This window comes from Cellulomonas sp. NTE-D12, from assembly GCF_027923705.1.
In the GTDB taxonomy this organism is placed as follows: Bacteria; Actinomycetota; Actinomycetes; order Actinomycetales; family Cellulomonadaceae; genus Cellulomonas.
Map to the genome: position 1 here is coordinate 3,381,601 of NZ_AP026442.1, position 14,313 is coordinate 3,395,913.

16 protein-coding genes and 2 tRNA genes are annotated in these 14,313 nt (G+C 72.8%); 6 read left to right on the forward strand and 12 right to left on the reverse strand.

What is annotated here, in order from left to right; all coding sequences use genetic code 11:
* Positions 1 to 381: 381 nt before the first annotated feature.
* From QMF98_RS15635 to QMF98_RS15650, 4 genes are read right to left on the reverse strand one after another with little or no spacing between them, the layout of a single operon-like run.
* Positions 382 to 1,269 (reverse strand): carbohydrate ABC transporter permease, encoded by an 888-nt coding sequence (locus tag QMF98_RS15635; RefSeq protein WP_337973847.1) that lies wholly within the window; start codon positions 1,267 to 1,269, stop codon positions 382 to 384.
* Entirely contained in the window at positions 1,262 to 2,347 is a 1,086-nt protein-coding gene (locus QMF98_RS15640) for a carbohydrate ABC transporter permease (protein ID WP_291758479.1), read from the reverse strand. Before QMF98_RS15640 ends, QMF98_RS15635 begins: the two co-directional genes overlap by 8 nt.
* Before the next feature lie 11 nt (positions 2,348 to 2,358).
* Positions 2,359 to 3,627 (reverse strand): sugar ABC transporter substrate-binding protein, encoded by a 1,269-nt coding sequence (locus QMF98_RS15645; RefSeq protein ID WP_337973848.1) that lies wholly within the window; start codon positions 3,625 to 3,627, stop codon positions 2,359 to 2,361.
* 36 nt (positions 3,628 to 3,663) lie between these two features.
* Positions 3,664 to 4,719 (reverse strand): LacI family DNA-binding transcriptional regulator, encoded by a 1,056-nt coding sequence (locus tag QMF98_RS15650; RefSeq protein ID WP_337973849.1) that lies wholly within the window; start codon positions 4,717 to 4,719, stop codon positions 3,664 to 3,666.
* Between the two features lie 153 nt (positions 4,720 to 4,872).
* Between QMF98_RS15650 and QMF98_RS15655 the strand changes: the two genes are divergently transcribed.
* Positions 4,873 to 6,786, forward strand: a complete 1,914-nt coding sequence (locus tag QMF98_RS15655; RefSeq protein ID WP_337973850.1) for a glycogen debranching N-terminal domain-containing protein — start codon at positions 4,873 to 4,875, stop codon at positions 6,784 to 6,786.
* On the opposite strand, the gene QMF98_RS15660 is transcribed toward QMF98_RS15655, so the two are convergent.
* On the reverse strand, positions 6,777 to 7,184 hold the full coding sequence (locus tag QMF98_RS15660) for a hypothetical protein (RefSeq protein ID WP_337973851.1): 408 nt from the start codon (positions 7,182 to 7,184) through the stop codon (positions 6,777 to 6,779). The genes QMF98_RS15655 and QMF98_RS15660 overlap by 10 nt on opposite strands.
* Before the next feature lie 75 nt (positions 7,185 to 7,259).
* Here QMF98_RS15660 and QMF98_RS15665 point away from each other — a divergent pair, with 75 nt between their 5' ends.
* The gene (locus QMF98_RS15665; RefSeq protein WP_337973852.1) at positions 7,260 to 7,694 is read left to right on the forward strand and encodes a MarR family winged helix-turn-helix transcriptional regulator; all 435 of its coding nucleotides are present in this window, start codon (positions 7,260 to 7,262) and stop codon (positions 7,692 to 7,694) included.
* A gap of 5 nt (positions 7,695 to 7,699) precedes the next feature.
* Here the strand turns inward: QMF98_RS15665 and panD are convergent, their stop codons facing one another.
* From panD to QMF98_RS15685, 4 genes are all read right to left on the reverse strand, one after another.
* The gene (gene panD / locus QMF98_RS15670; RefSeq protein WP_348773378.1) at positions 7,700 to 8,062 is read right to left on the reverse strand and encodes an aspartate 1-decarboxylase; all 363 of its coding nucleotides are present in this window, start codon (positions 8,060 to 8,062) and stop codon (positions 7,700 to 7,702) included.
* A gap of 121 nt (positions 8,063 to 8,183) precedes the next feature.
* Positions 8,184 to 8,273, reverse strand: a tRNA-Ser gene (locus QMF98_RS15675).
* Positions 8,274 to 8,328: 55 nt separating this feature from the next.
* Positions 8,329 to 9,597: a threonine/serine exporter family protein gene (locus QMF98_RS15680; RefSeq protein WP_337973853.1), complete on the reverse strand. Its 1,269-nt coding sequence runs from the start codon at positions 9,595 to 9,597 to the stop codon at positions 8,329 to 8,331.
* Between the two features lie 62 nt (positions 9,598 to 9,659).
* Complete coding sequence (locus tag QMF98_RS15685) at positions 9,660 to 9,857, reverse strand: hypothetical protein (protein ID WP_337973854.1); 198 nt, start codon at positions 9,855 to 9,857, stop codon at positions 9,660 to 9,662.
* Between the two features lie 175 nt (positions 9,858 to 10,032).
* Here QMF98_RS15685 and QMF98_RS15690 point away from each other — a divergent pair, with 175 nt between their 5' ends.
* From QMF98_RS15690 to QMF98_RS15700, 3 genes are all read left to right on the forward strand, one after another.
* Positions 10,033 to 10,758, forward strand: a complete 726-nt coding sequence (locus QMF98_RS15690; protein WP_337973855.1) for a class I SAM-dependent methyltransferase — start codon at positions 10,033 to 10,035, stop codon at positions 10,756 to 10,758.
* 16 nt (positions 10,759 to 10,774) lie between these two features.
* A complete protein-coding gene (locus tag QMF98_RS15695) occupies positions 10,775 to 11,755 on the forward strand; it encodes a PIG-L family deacetylase (RefSeq protein WP_337973856.1) in 981 nt (326 codons plus the stop codon).
* A 135-nt stretch (positions 11,756 to 11,890) separates the two neighbouring features.
* Complete coding sequence (locus QMF98_RS15700; protein ID WP_337973857.1) at positions 11,891 to 12,442, forward strand: hypothetical protein; 552 nt, start codon at positions 11,891 to 11,893, stop codon at positions 12,440 to 12,442.
* Positions 12,443 to 12,491: 49 nt separating this feature from the next.
* Here QMF98_RS15700 and QMF98_RS15705 read toward each other — a convergent pair.
* A tRNA-Ser gene (locus QMF98_RS15705) sits at positions 12,492 to 12,579 on the reverse strand.
* Between the two features lie 47 nt (positions 12,580 to 12,626).
* Between QMF98_RS15705 and QMF98_RS15710 the strand changes: the two genes are divergently transcribed.
* Entirely contained in the window at positions 12,627 to 13,352 is a 726-nt protein-coding gene (locus QMF98_RS15710; protein WP_337973858.1) for a M50 family metallopeptidase, read from the forward strand.
* A 36-nt stretch (positions 13,353 to 13,388) separates the two neighbouring features.
* Here QMF98_RS15710 and QMF98_RS15715 read toward each other — a convergent pair whose 3' ends face one another.
* Both QMF98_RS15715 and QMF98_RS15720 read right to left on the reverse strand, forming a co-directional pair.
* Complete coding sequence (locus tag QMF98_RS15715) at positions 13,389 to 13,895, reverse strand: GNAT family N-acetyltransferase (RefSeq protein WP_337973859.1); 507 nt, start codon at positions 13,893 to 13,895, stop codon at positions 13,389 to 13,391.
* On the reverse strand, positions 13,892 to 14,281 hold the full coding sequence (locus QMF98_RS15720) for a metalloregulator ArsR/SmtB family transcription factor (protein ID WP_490715626.1): 390 nt from the start codon (positions 14,279 to 14,281) through the stop codon (positions 13,892 to 13,894). Before QMF98_RS15720 ends, QMF98_RS15715 begins: the two co-directional genes overlap by 4 nt.
* Positions 14,282 to 14,313 lie beyond the last annotated feature (32 nt).

The following is a 14,313-nucleotide window of genomic DNA, read 5'->3' on the forward strand; positions in this document are numbered from 1 at the left end:
CGACCACCGGCGCGCGCAAACGACCGGGACCCGACCGAGCGAAGATCCACATCTCGTTGGCCCCGACGCCGGGAACGACTTCGCGGTACCCAGCCACGGTCAGGCGACCGGCATCAGCCGCACAGTAGACGACCGCCTGGGCGCGTGGCATCCGCCGGCCGTACAAGCGAGGTCCGTCCACAGACCGGGTGCGACGCCGTAGACAGCCTGCAGGTGCCCGAGGAACCGCGGCTGACGCCACTCGTCGGTGATCCGGGCCCGGCCTCGACCTCCAGAGCCCGGCGCAGCTCATGCCGAACAACGCGCGTGCCGTGCGCCCAAACCGCGGCGAGGCCGTCGTCGACCGCCAGCGAGCCCGGTCCCGGACGCCACGGCACCGCGCTACTCCTTCGTCGCGCCGCCCGTCGTGTTCATCATCCGGCGCTGGAACACGAAGAACAGCACGGCCACCGGGATGGTCATCAGGGTCGCGGCGGCCAGCTTGATCGGGAACTGGGAGCCGGCGCTCAGCGCCCCGGACGCCAGCTGCGCGGTGCCCTTGGTCAGCGTGAACAGCCGCGGGCTCTGGGTGGAGACGATCATCTGCGGCAGCTCGTTCCAGGAGGCCTGGAACGAGAGGACGAACAGGGTGATCAGCGCCGAGCGGGACATCGGCAGCACCACCGACCAGAACCGGCGGAACACCCCGGCACCGTCGATCCGCGCCGCCTCCTCCACCGACGGGGAGACCGACTCGAAGAAGTTGCGCATGATGAACACCCCGGCGGCGTCCGCCAGCATCGGCAGGATCATCCCGGGGTAGGTGTCGTAGATCCCGAGCTGCTTGATCACCAGGAACTTCGGGATCAGCAGCACCACGCCCGGCACGGCCATGACGGCCACCAGCCCGGCGAACACGGCGTTGCGCCCCCGGAACGGCAGCCGCGAGAGCGCGTACCCGGCCATCGAGTCGAACAGCACGCGGCCGGCGGTGACCAGCACGGTGACGATCACCGTGTTGGTCAGCCACAGCGGCAGGTCGGACTGGAACAGCCGCTGGTAGGCCGCCGTCGTGAACGTCTTGGGGATCAGCGAGACGGGGTTGTTGGCCGCGTCCTGGTCCGTCTTGAAGGAGTTGGCCAGGGAGACGACGAACGGGAAGACGTAGACCAGCGCGATCCCGACGAGCACCGCGTACCGGCCGGTGACGCCCAGCGGCGACCGGCGCCGCCGCACCCGGGTGCGCACCACCGGCCGGGTCACCGGCGCCTGAACCGCTGCCTCAGCCATGGGACCGCCTCCGCCGTGGCGTCCGCTCCCGCAGCGCCAGCCGCTGCAGCACGGTGAACAGCACGATGATCGCGAAGAGGATGAACGCGATCGCCGCGCCCCGGCCCCACGCGTTGTTGATGAACGACTGGCTGTAGGACAGGTAGGCGGGCGTCAGCGTGGTGTTGGCCGGACCGCCCTTGGAGCCGACGTAGATCTGGTCGAACAGCTGCCACGTGCCGATCAGCCCCAGCGTCACCACGGTGAACGTGGTGGGCCGCAGCATCGGCAGGGTGACGTACCAGAACCGCTTCCACGGCCCGGCGCCGTCCATGACGGCCGCCTCGTCGATCTCCTCGGCGATCTGCTGCAGCGCCGCCAGGTAGATCAGCATGAACGTGCCCGACGTGGTGAAGATCGCCATCACGATGAAGACGAGCATCGCGGGGCTCGGGCCGGCCACCCAGTCGAACCACGTCAGCCCCAGGAACCCGTTCCCGGCGGGCGCGTGCACGCCGACCGCCTGCAGCAGCAGCTGCACCACGCCCCGCGTCTCGGTGAACCACCCCGGTCCCGTGCCGCCCAGCCAGCCGATCACCGCGTTGACGGTCCCGGAGGCGGAGAACAGGAACAGGAAGATCACGGTGATCGCCACCGACGAGGTGACGGACGGGAAGTAGTAGGCGGTGCGGAACGCACCCTGCCCGGCGATCCGCCGGTTCACCAGCACGGCGAGCAGCAGGGACACCGCCGTCTGGACCGGCACCACCAGCAGCACGTACCAGGCGTTGTTGCGCAGCGAGGTGCCGAAGTCGGACTGCGCGAGCCCGGGCTTGGCCAGCAGCGCCGCGTAGTTGGCGCCGCCGACGAACTTCACGGTGGACGAGAAGGGGCTGCCCAGCCCGCTCCAGCTCGAGACCGACACCCACGCGGCCATCGCGATCGGCAGCACCAGGAACAGGCCCAGGATCACCAGCACCGGGGCGGTGAACAGCCAGCCGGCCACCCCGTCGCGACCCCGGATGCCGGGACCGCGACGGGTGGCCGACCTGGCCGGCGCGGACGTCGTGCCCGCCGCGCGCGCCATGACGGTCTCCATGCCGGTCTGCCTCAGGACAGGCCGGGCAGCGCCTGGAGGTTGGTCTGCACCTTGTCCAGGATCTGCTTGGGATCGGTGCTGGACAGCCCGTCGAGCTGGGAGTCGAAGTTCTTGATCACGTCGCTGATGCCGGCGACGCTCGGGATCGACTTCGACGAGGCGGCGCTGTCGAGGAACGCCGTCTGCTCGGGGAACTGCTGCTTCCACTGGTCGGCGATCGACTGCACGCTCGGCATCACGCCGAACGCCTTGGCGAACCCGAGCTGCTGGTCCGGCTGGGTCAGGTACGTGACCAGGTCGAGCGCGCCGCCCTTGTTCTTCGACTGCGAGGCCATGCCCCAGCCGCCGTCGTACTGGATGGTGCCCTCGCCCTTGGGGCCGGCGGGCAGCTTGACCACCTTGTACTTGACCGACGAGTAGTCCTTGGTCATCGCACCGGAGATCCAGTTGCCCTCGATGGTCATCGCGGCCTTCTGGGTGCCGAACGCCTCGCCGCCCCAGCCCGCACCGAGCTGCGACGCGTACTTCATCGCACCGTCGGACAGCAGCTTCTTGGCGTAGGTCAGCCCCTGCACGTTCGCGTCCGAGCTCGCGGCGGCCTTGCCGTTGTCGTCCACCAGCCAGCCGCCGGCCTCGGCCATGAACACACCGAGCCGCTCGAACTGGCCGGACACCGCCAGGCCCACGTGCTGCGGCGTCGTCAGCTTCTGCGCGACGGACTCCAGCTGGTCCCAGGTGGTCGGGTAGTCCTTGTCCGTCAGCCCGGCGGCGGTCCACATGTCCGTGTTGATCACCAGGGCCAGCGTCGAGAAGTCCTTGGGCGCGGCGTACTCCTTGCCGTTCACCGTGAACGCCTTGACCAGGGACGGGTAGAAGGAGTCCTTGTTCTTCAGCTGCGTGACGTACGGCTCGAGGGAGCCGTTGCTCGCGTACGTCGCCACCGAGTCGTTGGTCACGTAGAAGAGGTCCGGCGGGTTGCCGCCGGCGAAGCCCTGCGACAGCTGCTGGCCCAGGTCGGAGGCGACGTTGACGGTCGCCTGCGTGCCGGACTGCTTGGACCACGCGGCCACGGCGTCCTTGACGGCGTTGGTCTCCGCGTCGCCCGATGTGCCGATCAGGATGGTGAGCGGCTGGTGGTTGTCGGACGCCACGGCGGACGACGAGGCCGAGGCGGAGGCGGCGGGTGAGCCGAAGCCGCCGCCGCTGCTGCACGCGGCGAGGGTGGCGGTGGCCGTCAGTGCGGCACCCGCGGCGAGGAGCGCTCTCCTGGTGATCTTCATCGATGTGCCTCTCTAGCGCGTCGGATGGTGGACGGGTCAGGGGTGCGCGGCGGGCGCCGCGACGGAGCTCTCGCGGACGACGAGCGTCGGCACCAGCAGGCCGGAGTCGGCCGGGTCGCTGGGCCGCCCGTCGAGCTGGGCCAGCACGCTGTCCAGCGCCCAGCGGGCCGCCTGCTCCAGCGGCTGGCGCACGGAGGTGATGCCGAGGGCAGCGGCGGTCGGGCTGTCGTCGAACCCGACGACGGCGGCCTGCGCCCCCGCGGCCTGCACGGCGCCCCAGGCGCCGACAGCAAGCGAGTCGGAGGCGCAGACGAACGCCGTCGCACCCGCCTCGAGCAGCCGCCGCGCGGCCTCCGCACCGGACCGGATGCCGTCCGGCTGCGCGGAGTCCAGGCCGTGCCGGTGCCGCGTCGGCACGCCCGCGGCGCTCATCGACTGCTCCCAGCCGCGGCGCCGCTCGTCACCGGTCCCCGAGCCGGCGGGCCAGCCGACGAACGCGATCTCGGTGTGCCCGAGGCTGCGCAGGTGCTCCGTCGCCTGGCTGGTGCCGGCGGCGCCGTCGACGTCGGTCCACGCGTGCTGCGACTGCTTGCCGGACGCCTGCCGCGCCCACGGTCGGCCGAAGACCGCGTACGGCACGTGCCGCTCGGTCAGCCACCGGTACCGCGCGTCGTGCGCGTGCGTGCCGACCAGGACGAACGCGTCGACGCTGCGCGCCCGGGTCAGCCGCTCGAACTGGCGCAGCTCGGCCTCGTCGGAGTCGGCGGTGTAGAGCATCACGCGGTGGTCGTGGGCCTCCGCGTCGCTGGTCAGCGAGTGCAGGAAGGTGTCGAGCACCAGGCCGCTGATGCCGTCCAGCACCGGGTCGAGGCGGTAGGCCAGCACGCCCGAGCGGGCGGTGCGCATCTGCCGGGCGGCGGCGCTGCGGACGTAGCCGGTCTCCTCGATGGACGCGAGCACGCGCTTGAGGGTGTCCGGCTGGAGGCGCTCGGGGCTGTTGAGGGCGTTGGAGACGGTCTGCCGCGAGACGCCGGCGTGGGCGGCGACGCTCGAGACGGTGGGACGACGCCCGTCGCTGCTGTCCGGCGCCATCGCCAGCTCCTCTCCATCAAGGGCCTTGCCAGGAGCTTTGATCGATCAACTAGGATCGCGACTGCGGTTTGATTGATCAAATGCCCGGCGTGAGACACAGAGTCGGCCATCGACTTCGTACTGTCAAGCGATGCCCGACGGGGAGCCTGAACCATGAGCGAGCACCTGCAGCCCTTCCTGCACGACCTCGAGCTCGTGTTCCGCGCGCCCACCCAGGCGTGGTCCGCGCCCGACGGGCAGATCCGCCCCTCCGCACCCGGCCGCGCCACCGTGCAGGGGGTGCTGCACTCCGACGTCCGGGTGCTCAGCGAGGCGGTGCTGACGGTCGAGGGCGCCGAGGCGGAGCCGGCCGGCACCGTGCGCGACGGCGGGTCGGTGACGTTCGTCGGCCTCCCCCGGCACGTCGACCAGCCCGGGGCGGACCCCACGGTGCGCCTGCTCCGTACCCGCAGCGCGGAGCCGGGGTCGGTGTCCGAGACCCTCGAGCTGCGGTGCGCCACCGCCGAGCCGACCACGGCACGGCTGACCCTGACGCTGTCGTCGGACATGGCCGCCATGGAGGCCATCAAGTCGGGCACCACCGTCGACGCGGTGCCCGCGGCACGCACGCCGTCCGGGCTCGTCTGGACGGCGGACGACGTCACGGCCGAGGTCGAGGCCGAGGGTGCCGCCATCGACCTCGAGGACCCCGCTCGTCCCGTGCTGCGGTGGACGCTGACCGCGGCAGCCGACCGGCCGGCCCGCGTCACCTGGCGGCTGGTGGTGCACGACGGGATCGCGGTGGTGACGGGGGTGCGGACGCCGTCGCCGCTGGCCATCCCGGCCTTCGGCGCCTCCGCCGACCTACGACCCCGCCGGTTCCTCGACCAGTCCCTCGCCGACCTCGACGGCCTGCGCATGGCCCTGCCGTCGCTGCCGGACCAGGAGTTCCTCGCCGCCGGCGCACCCTGGTTCTTCACGCTGTTCGGCCGCGACTCCCTCTGGGCGGCTCGGTTCCTGCTCCCCCTCGGCACCGAGCTGGCGGAGGGGACGCTCACCGTGCTGGCGTCCTTGCAGGGCACGACCGACGACCCGGCCTCCCAGGAGGAGCCCGGCAAGATCCTGCACGAGCTGCGCCGCGCCGCGCTGACCCTGCCGTCGGACGGCCTGGCGCTGCCGCCCGTGTACTACGGCACCGTCGACGCCACCCCGCTGTGGGTGTGCGTGCTGCACGACGCCTGGCGTGCGGGGATGCCGGTCGAGGCCGTCCGACGCCTGCTCCCCCACGCCGAGCGCGCGCTGGCGTGGACCGTGGCCGGTGTCCGCGCCGGCTACCTCGCCTACCAGGACACCACGGGCCACGGGCTGGCCAACCAGGGCTGGAAGGACTCCGGCGACTCCATCCAGTTCCGCGACGGCCGGCTGGCGGAGGGCCCGATCGAGCTGTGCGAGGTGCAGGGCTACGCGTACGAGGCACTGGCGCACGGCGCGGACCTGTTCGAGGCGCTGGGACACCCCGGTGCGGAGGCCGACGGCACCGCGCCGGCCGCGCTGCGCGCCGCGGCCGCCGACCTCGCCGAGCGGTTCCGTCGGGACTTCTGGCTGGAGGACCAGCACGGTCCGTACGTCGCCATCGCCCGGGACGGTAGCGGCGCACCCGTGGACACCGTCACGTCGAACATGGGCCACCTGCCGGGCACCGGCCTGCTGCGTCCCGACGAGGAGGACGCGGTGGCCCGGCGGCTCGTGCACCCCGAGCTCAGCTCCGGCTTCGGCCTGCGCACGATGGCCACGTCGAGCACCGGCTACTGGCCGCTCAAGTACCACGGCGGCTCGGTGTGGGCGCACGACACGGCGATCGCCATCCGCGGCCTGCTCGCCTCGGGCCACCACGCCCAGGCGCAGCTGCTGGCCGAGGGACTGCTGCGCGCCGCGGAGTCGTTCGGCTACCGCATCCCCGAGCTGTACTCCGGCGACCCGACCACCGGCCCCACCCCGCACGCCCTGCCATACCCGGCAGCGTGCCGACCGCAGGCCTGGTCAGCGGCGTCCGCCGTCGTGGTCGCCCAGGCGCTGGGCTACCTCTGAGGGATCTGCCCGAGCGCCGCTCGCGCGCCGTCCCGAACGGTGTGGAGCGCCCGCTCGGCGGCCGCGAGGTCGGCCGGGTCGACGGCCTGCCAGACGGGTCCCATCAGCTGGTCCACCCGACCTGTGACCGTGACGATGAGCCGGCGCCCGGCCTCGGTGACCCGCCCCTCGGCCACCAGGCCCAGCGCCGCGAGCTGGTCGATCAGGTCGTCGGCGTCGGCGAGGTGCGCCTCCGCGCGGACCACGTCCGCCGCCGCGCGGGTGCCGTCCGTCTGGGCCGTCAGCCGCAGCGCCACCCACTGCCGCTGGTCGATCCGCGTGCCCGCGAGCACCTCCCCGAGCAGGGCGCCCAGCGCCTTCTCCGTCTGACCGATGAGCTGGGGACCGAAGCCTGTCATGGCACTCTTCCTTTCGTTGGCGCTGCCAACGGTATCGCACCGTTGGCGTCGCCAACAGACCAGTAGGCTCGGTGGATGGTCACTCCCCTGGACGAGCGCGTGACCTGGCTCGTCACCCGCGTGCACGCCCGCAGCCACGCCTTGCTGCAGCAGGCGTTCGCCGCCGGCGGTTCACGGCCGTACCACTACCGCGTGCTGCTGGCCCTCGCCGAGCACGGCCCCGCCAGCCAGGCCGAGGTGGGCCGGGTCGGCGGCATCGACCGCAGCGACGTCACGGCCGCGCTCGACGTCCTGTGCCACGCCGGCTTCGCCGTGCGCACTCCCGACGGCACCGACCGGCGCCGCAACGTCGTCTCCCTCACGAGGGGGGGACGACGCGAGCTCGAGCGGCTGGACGCCGTGCTCGACGACGTCCAGCACCAGCTCCTGGCCATGCTGACCGACGACGAGCGCCGTACTCTGCGGGAGCTGCTGACCCGCGTCGCGACGGCTGACCCGGGCGCCGTCTGAGGCGCCTACCGCTCGACGATCTCGTTGCGCTCGTCCAGCACGACGACCCGCGGCACGTGCCGGTGCGCGTCCTCGTCGCTCATCACGCCGTAGGCGACGATGATCACGCGGTCACCGACGTCCACGAGGTGCGCCGCGGCGCCGTTGATCTGGATGTCCCGGCCGCCGCGCGGCCCCGGGATCGCGTACGTGGTCAGCCGCGCACCGTTGGTGATGTCGAGCACGTCCACCTGCTGGTTCGGCAGCAGGTCGGCCGCCTCCATTAGCTCCTCGTCGACGGTGATCGAGCCGACGTACTCCAGGTCGGCCTGCGTCACCGTGGCGCGGTGGAGCTTGGACAGCATCATCGGCCGCTGCAACGTGCTCATGGCGCGGATCCTATGCGCGATGCCTGACGGCACCCTGGGACGGCCGGGCGCGAGAGAGGCCAGCGCACCGGGTGGTGGCTGGCCTCGTCACGGGCTGATCAAGAGCAAGAGCAAGAGCGAGCGGAGACGGTGGGATTTGAACCCACGGAAGGGGAGACCCCTTCACGGCCTTAGCAGGGCCGCGCACTAGACCTGGCTATGCGACGTCTCCAAGACGGTGGACAGGCTACAGGTGCCCTCGTCGTGCACCAAAGCGGCGGCGCGCCTCAGTGCTCGAAGCCCCACTCGCGGTCGGTGAGCATGCGGGCGATCGCGAGCCCGACTGCGAGCGCGGTGACGATCAGCGCGGCCGAGACGCCGTACCCCAGCGCCTGCATCGTGTCGCCGTTGCTGATGTAGTACACGGCCCGGTAGGCCGGCACGCCCGGCACCATGATCGTCACGGCCGGGACGTACACCGTGATCCGAGGGACGTTCATCCGCGGGGCGATCCAGGCGGCCAGCAGGCCGATCAGGCAGGCAGCGACCGCGGCGGCGGCCTGCGGCGGCCAGCCCGCCAGCGTCACGGCGGCGATCCGCAGCGTGTTGGGGATCATCGCGACGAGCGCCGCGACCACCGCCATCCGCCACGGGCTGTTGAACATCAGCGCGAAGCCGAGCACGCCGACCGCCGACGCCAGCACCCGCAGCGCCATCAGCACCGGCAGGCCCATGGCCATCGCCCGCGGCGGGTCGGGGCTCAGCCCGACGATGATCGACACGCCCCACACCGCGAAGGCGGCCGAGACGAAGATCATCAGCGCCCACGTCAGCCGCGCCACCCCGGCCGAGAAGTCGAGCTTGGCCAGGTCCAGCGCGCCGGTGACCAGGGGGAAGCCCGGCACCAGGAACAGCGCCGCCGCCACGTACCCCGCCTCGTGCACACCCCCGGTCAGCGCCGCCCAGTGCAGCAGCTGCACGAACCACAGGTACACGACGCTCGACAGCGCCGCAGCCAGCATCGTCACGCCGAACTGGTTGAACCCCTTGTGCAGCAGCACCCGACGCAGCCCCTGCCCCACCCCGGCACCGAGGAACGCGCCGATGATCTCGATGGGGCCCGCGTTGTTGAGGAAGGCGAACGCCGCGCACGCGAGCGCCGCCCACAGCGCGTTGAGGATCACCGGGTACAGCGGGGGCTTCGCGGCGATCCGGTCGACCTCGGCGCTGACCTCGCCGATCGTCACCTTGCCGCGAGCCTCGAGGCGCTGGGCCATCCACTCGAGCTCCGCCAGCCGGTCCGTGTTGACCCCGAGGGAGCGGACCTCGGCGACCTCGGTGCGGAACGAGCGGCCGCGGTGCGAGGTCGTCGTGATCTCGGTCAGCGTGACGTGGGCCTCGTGGCGGTCGACGTCGAGCGCATGGGCGACGCGGGCCATCGAGGCCTTCACCCGGTAGGAGCCGGTCCCGGCGGACAGGCTGAGCTTGCCGACCCGCAGCACGACGCCGGAGCGCCGGATCAGGTCGAGCTCGTCGTCGTCTGGCTCGGTGGGCACGGCACCATGATGACGGCCGTCAACGGGCCCCCACGGGACGTCTGGCCCGGCCCGGCCGCCTGTCAGGCGGTCTCCAGCGCCCGCTGGAGGCGTTCGAGCGTCCGCGTGTCCGGCGTCATGCCGAGACAGGTGAGCGCCACCGCCAGCTCGCCGCGGCTGACGGGCCTGACGGCCGTCGCCCGCACCAGGCTCGCGGCGCGCTGCACCGCGTCGGCCGAGGCAGCCGGCGGCCGCAGTGCGTGCCGACCGTCCCGCTGCATGCACCGGACCGTAGCGGGCCGGCGCCCGTTCCGTCACGTTCGGGGGATTCCTCCCGTCCGGACGTACGGACCACCGCCCTGACCCGGCCTGGCGGACGGCCCACGCCAGTAGTCTCTGCCGAGGGTCGGCAGCCCACCGCCACCGCCCCGGACCACACCCACGTCGGAGGCGCACGTGCACCACCACGGACCCGAGGAGCCGGCCCACCACCACGGCTCCCACACCGGCGACCCGCAGCGGATCGCCGCGGTGTGGCCGTGGGTGCGCGACCAGCTGGCGCCCAGCACCGGCCCGGTGCTCGAGGTGGGCTGCGGGCCCATCGGCGGGTTCGTCCCCGCGCTGCTCGCCGAGGGTCGGGACGCGGTCGGCGTCGACCCGGTCGCCCCGGACGGCCCCGCCTACCGGCAGGTCACCGTCGAGGACGTCACGCCCGACGGCTCGTTCGGTGCGGTGGTGGCGAGCACGTCGCTGCACCACGTGCGGGACCTGGACGCCCTGGCCGAGCGCCTCGCCGGGCTCCTGCGGCCCGGCGGTCGGGTGGTGGTGGTCGAGTGGGCGTGGGAGCGCATCGACGCCGCGACCGTGCAGTGGTGCTTCGAGCGGCTGCCGGAGGGGTCCGCGGACAGCTGGCTCGGCCGGCAGCGGACGGCCTGGCGGGAGAGTGGTCTGCCGTGGGACGAGTACGTGCGGCAGTGGGCCGTCGCGGAGGACCTGCAGCCCGGCGCCGGCGTCGGCCGGGCGCTGGCGAGCCGGTTCCGCACGCTCGTCGACGAGGACGCGCCGTACTTCTACCCGTACCTGACGGTCGACGAGGACGCCGAGCGGGCCGCGGCGGCCACCGGCGAGATCCAGCTGGTCGGGGTCCGGTGGGTCGGCGTGCTGGACGACGGGGGGCTCTGAAGGCAAGGTGGCCGGGATGGGCGTCAGGGGGCGGCGCGGCGCGACACGCGCCTCGGTGGGGCGTGCGGTGGCGATCGTCGCGGTCGCCGCCCTGCTGGTGCTCAGCGCCGCCCAGGGCGAGGGCGCGGTGCTGGCGCCGACCTGGGGCACGTCCGCCGAGGCCGCTGCCACGGTCCCCGCCGGTCCCGTCAGCTGCCACGACGGCGCGATGCAGATCGTGGCGCACGAGGACGACGACCTGCTGTTCCTCAGCCCGGACCTGCTGCACGACATCCAGTCGGGTCGGTGCGTGCGCACGGTCGTCGTCACCGCGGGAGACGCCGCGCAGGGGACGGCGTACTGGAAGTCGCGGGAGCGCGGCAGCCAGGCGGCGTACGCCCAGATGGCCGGCGTACGGGACGCGTGGACGACGACGGACGCCGGCGTGCAAGGGCACCCGATCCCCCTGCTCACGCTCACCGCCGACCCGCGCATCTCGATCGCCTTCCTGCGCCTGCCCGACGGCAACCGACGCGGCACCGGCATGCGGGTGCACGACCACGAGAGCCTGATGCGCCTCTGGCAGGGCGCGATCCCGACGATCACCGCCGTCGACGGCTCGTCGACCTACACCGCCGACACGCTGACCTCGACGCTGGCCGCACTGGTGAACGCATTCGCCCCGACCACCGTCCGCACGCAGGACTGGACCATCCCCTTCCAGACCGGCGACAACGCCGACCACACCGCCACCGCGTTGTTCGTGCGGTCGGCCGACCACGCCGTCACCTCCGCGCACGTGCTCCTCTCCTACGGCGGCTACCCGATCTGGACCCGACCCACAGTGGTCCACGGCGCCGACCTGCGGGACAAGACGGCCGCGTTCGTCGCCTACGCCCACCACGACCCCCTCATGTGCCTCGAGCCGTGGTGCGCGGACTCCGTGGTGGCGGCGCTGCGGCTCAGCCGCCAGTACGTGGTGGCGTCGCAGACCACCGTCGGCCCCGGAGCCGGCTGAGCCCGCTGTGCGAACGGTCGCCGGACCAGTGGCACGGGTGGCCCGTCTAGGCTGCTCCCCTGGGACCGGGGCGCCACGCGCCCGCACGACGGACCGTCGACGGTCCCGGACGCGAACCCGCTCGGACGGAGGCCCATGCTCGACGTCGTCTTCCGCCGGCACCACCGACGGACGAACCTCGTCGTGGCGGCCGGCCTGGCGCTTGTCGTCGCCGGCACGCTGACGGCGTGCGGCTCGGAGTCGAAGAAGCCGACGCAGCCCGCGGCGGCCGTCAGCACCCCACCGACCAGCACCGGCGACATCGCCGCGGCCATCCACCTGGCCGATCTGCAGAACGCCGAGCGGCCGGACACCGTGTTCTCCGCCGGCGCGACGCCGACGTTCACGCTGGTGGACGGCAAGGCGAAGATCACGCCGCTGCACGGCGCGAACGCCAAGCAGTGGGCGCCCGGCAACTACCGGCTGGTGGTGCGGTGCATCGGCACGGGCACGCTGACCGTCGAGCTGCAGATCGGTGAGTACCTGACCTGGACGACGCTGCCGGCATGCAGCGCGACGTCGTCGCCCGGGGTCATGGGGCTGACGCTGCCGCGCCGCGGCACCGGGATGTCCGTGACGATCACGCCGAGCGTGGACACCCGCGCGGCGGTCGCCTACCAGGTCCGGCTGCTGCAGCCGACCGACTGACGGGTTCGGCGCCCGCTGTCCGGCCACCCGCGCGGTGGTGCGTGGTGCGTGGCGGAGGGCAAGGGATTCGAACCCTTGGTGGGTTGCCCCACAACGGTTTTCAAGACCGTCGCCTTCGGCCGCTCAGCCAGCCCTCCAGGTGTGCCGGACGCTAGCAGACCCCTCGACGTGCTGAGGTAGGGCCGTGCCTTCCTGGATCACCGACCTGTGGCGCACCGCCACGTCCCCGCAGCCTGCGCCGTCCGCGGCCGTCGTGCTCGGCACCGCCGCTGCCGCGCTGCTGCTGCTGGGCGTCCCGACGGCCTGGCGCGCCCTGCGGCACCTGGTGACGATCGTGCACGAGGCGGGTCACGCGACCGTCGCCGTGCTGGCGGGCCGCAAGCTGTCCGGCATCCGCGTGCACTCGGACACCTCGGGGCTGACGACGTCGCGAGGCGCCCCCCGCGGTCCGGGGATGGTGCTGACCCTGGCAGCCGGGTACCCCGCACCGGCGATCCTGGGGATCGGTGTCGCGGCCCTGGTCGCCCGGGGGTACGCCGTCGGCGCCCTGTGGCTGCTGCTGGTGCTGCTCGCCCTGGTTCTGGTGCAGATCCGCAACCTGTACGGGCTGTGGGCGGTGCTGGCGACCGCCGCGGTGCTCGTGGGCGTCACGGGCTGGGCGCCGGTGACGTGGCAGGTCGCGGCCGGCCACCTCGCGGCCTGGGTGCTGCTGCTCGGCGCGCCGCGGGCGGTGCTCGAGCTCGCGTCGTCCCGACGAGGACGCCGCCACGACGGGTCCGACCCGGGACAGCTGGCGGTGCTGACCCATGTGCCCGGCGGGCTGTGGGTCCTGCTGTTCGGCCTGGTCACCGTGGGTGCGGCGGTGCTGGCGGGGCGATGGCTGCTGGTCGGCAGCCGTCTGATCGGCTGAGCCGACCAGGCCTCGACCAGGCCTCGACGCGGACCGTCAGTCCGGCAGCCGGTGCTCCAGCAGCACGACGTCGCGCCACTGCCCCGCCATCGGGCCGTAGCTCATGCGCCCGAGCCGGCTGCGGGTGCCGACGGTCCGGAAGCCCGCCGCGGCGTGCAGCGCGATGCTGGCGGTGTTCTCGGGGAACACCCCCGACTGCACGGTCCACACCCCGGCCTCCGCCGTCGAGCGCAGCAGCCCGTCGAGCAACGTCCGGCCCACCCCGCGCCCGCGGGCGTCCGGGTGCACGTACACCGAGTGCTCCACGACGCCGGCGTACACGCACCGGTCGGACACCGGGCTCGCCGCGACCCAGCCGAGCACGGTGCCGCCGTCGTCCAGCGCGACCAGCCGGTGCTCCGCAAGCTTGCCCGCGTCGAACTTCTCCCACGTGGGCGGCTCGGACTCGAACGTAGCGTTGCCCGTGGCGATGCCCGCCGCGTAGATGTCCCGCACCTGTGGCCAGTGCTCGGCCGTGAGCGGCGCGAGCCGAACCTCGCTCATGCCCGCACCCCCGGCGTCAGCACGTCGGCGAGCGCGGCCAGCGCCTCCGGCACCACGGCGTAGTACGCCCACGTGGAGCGCTTCTCGCGGGTGAGCAGTCCGGCGTCGTGCAGCACCTTGAGGTGGTGGGACACCGTCGGCTGCGACAGGCCGAGGGGTTCGGTCAGGTCGCACACGCAGGCCTCGCCGCCCGGGCTGGCGGCCAGCATCGAGACGAGTCGCAGCCGGGCCGGGTCGGCGAGCGCCTTCATGCGGTGCGACAGGGTGACGGCCTGCTCGGCGGTCAGCGGCGCCTGCATCAGCGGCTCGCAGCACGCGGCAGCGTCCGCCGGGGCGGGCTGGATGACGGGGAGCTGGACGACGGTCACCACTCCATGATGCCGCATACATCGACGTCTGTCACCATTGACACTGATCG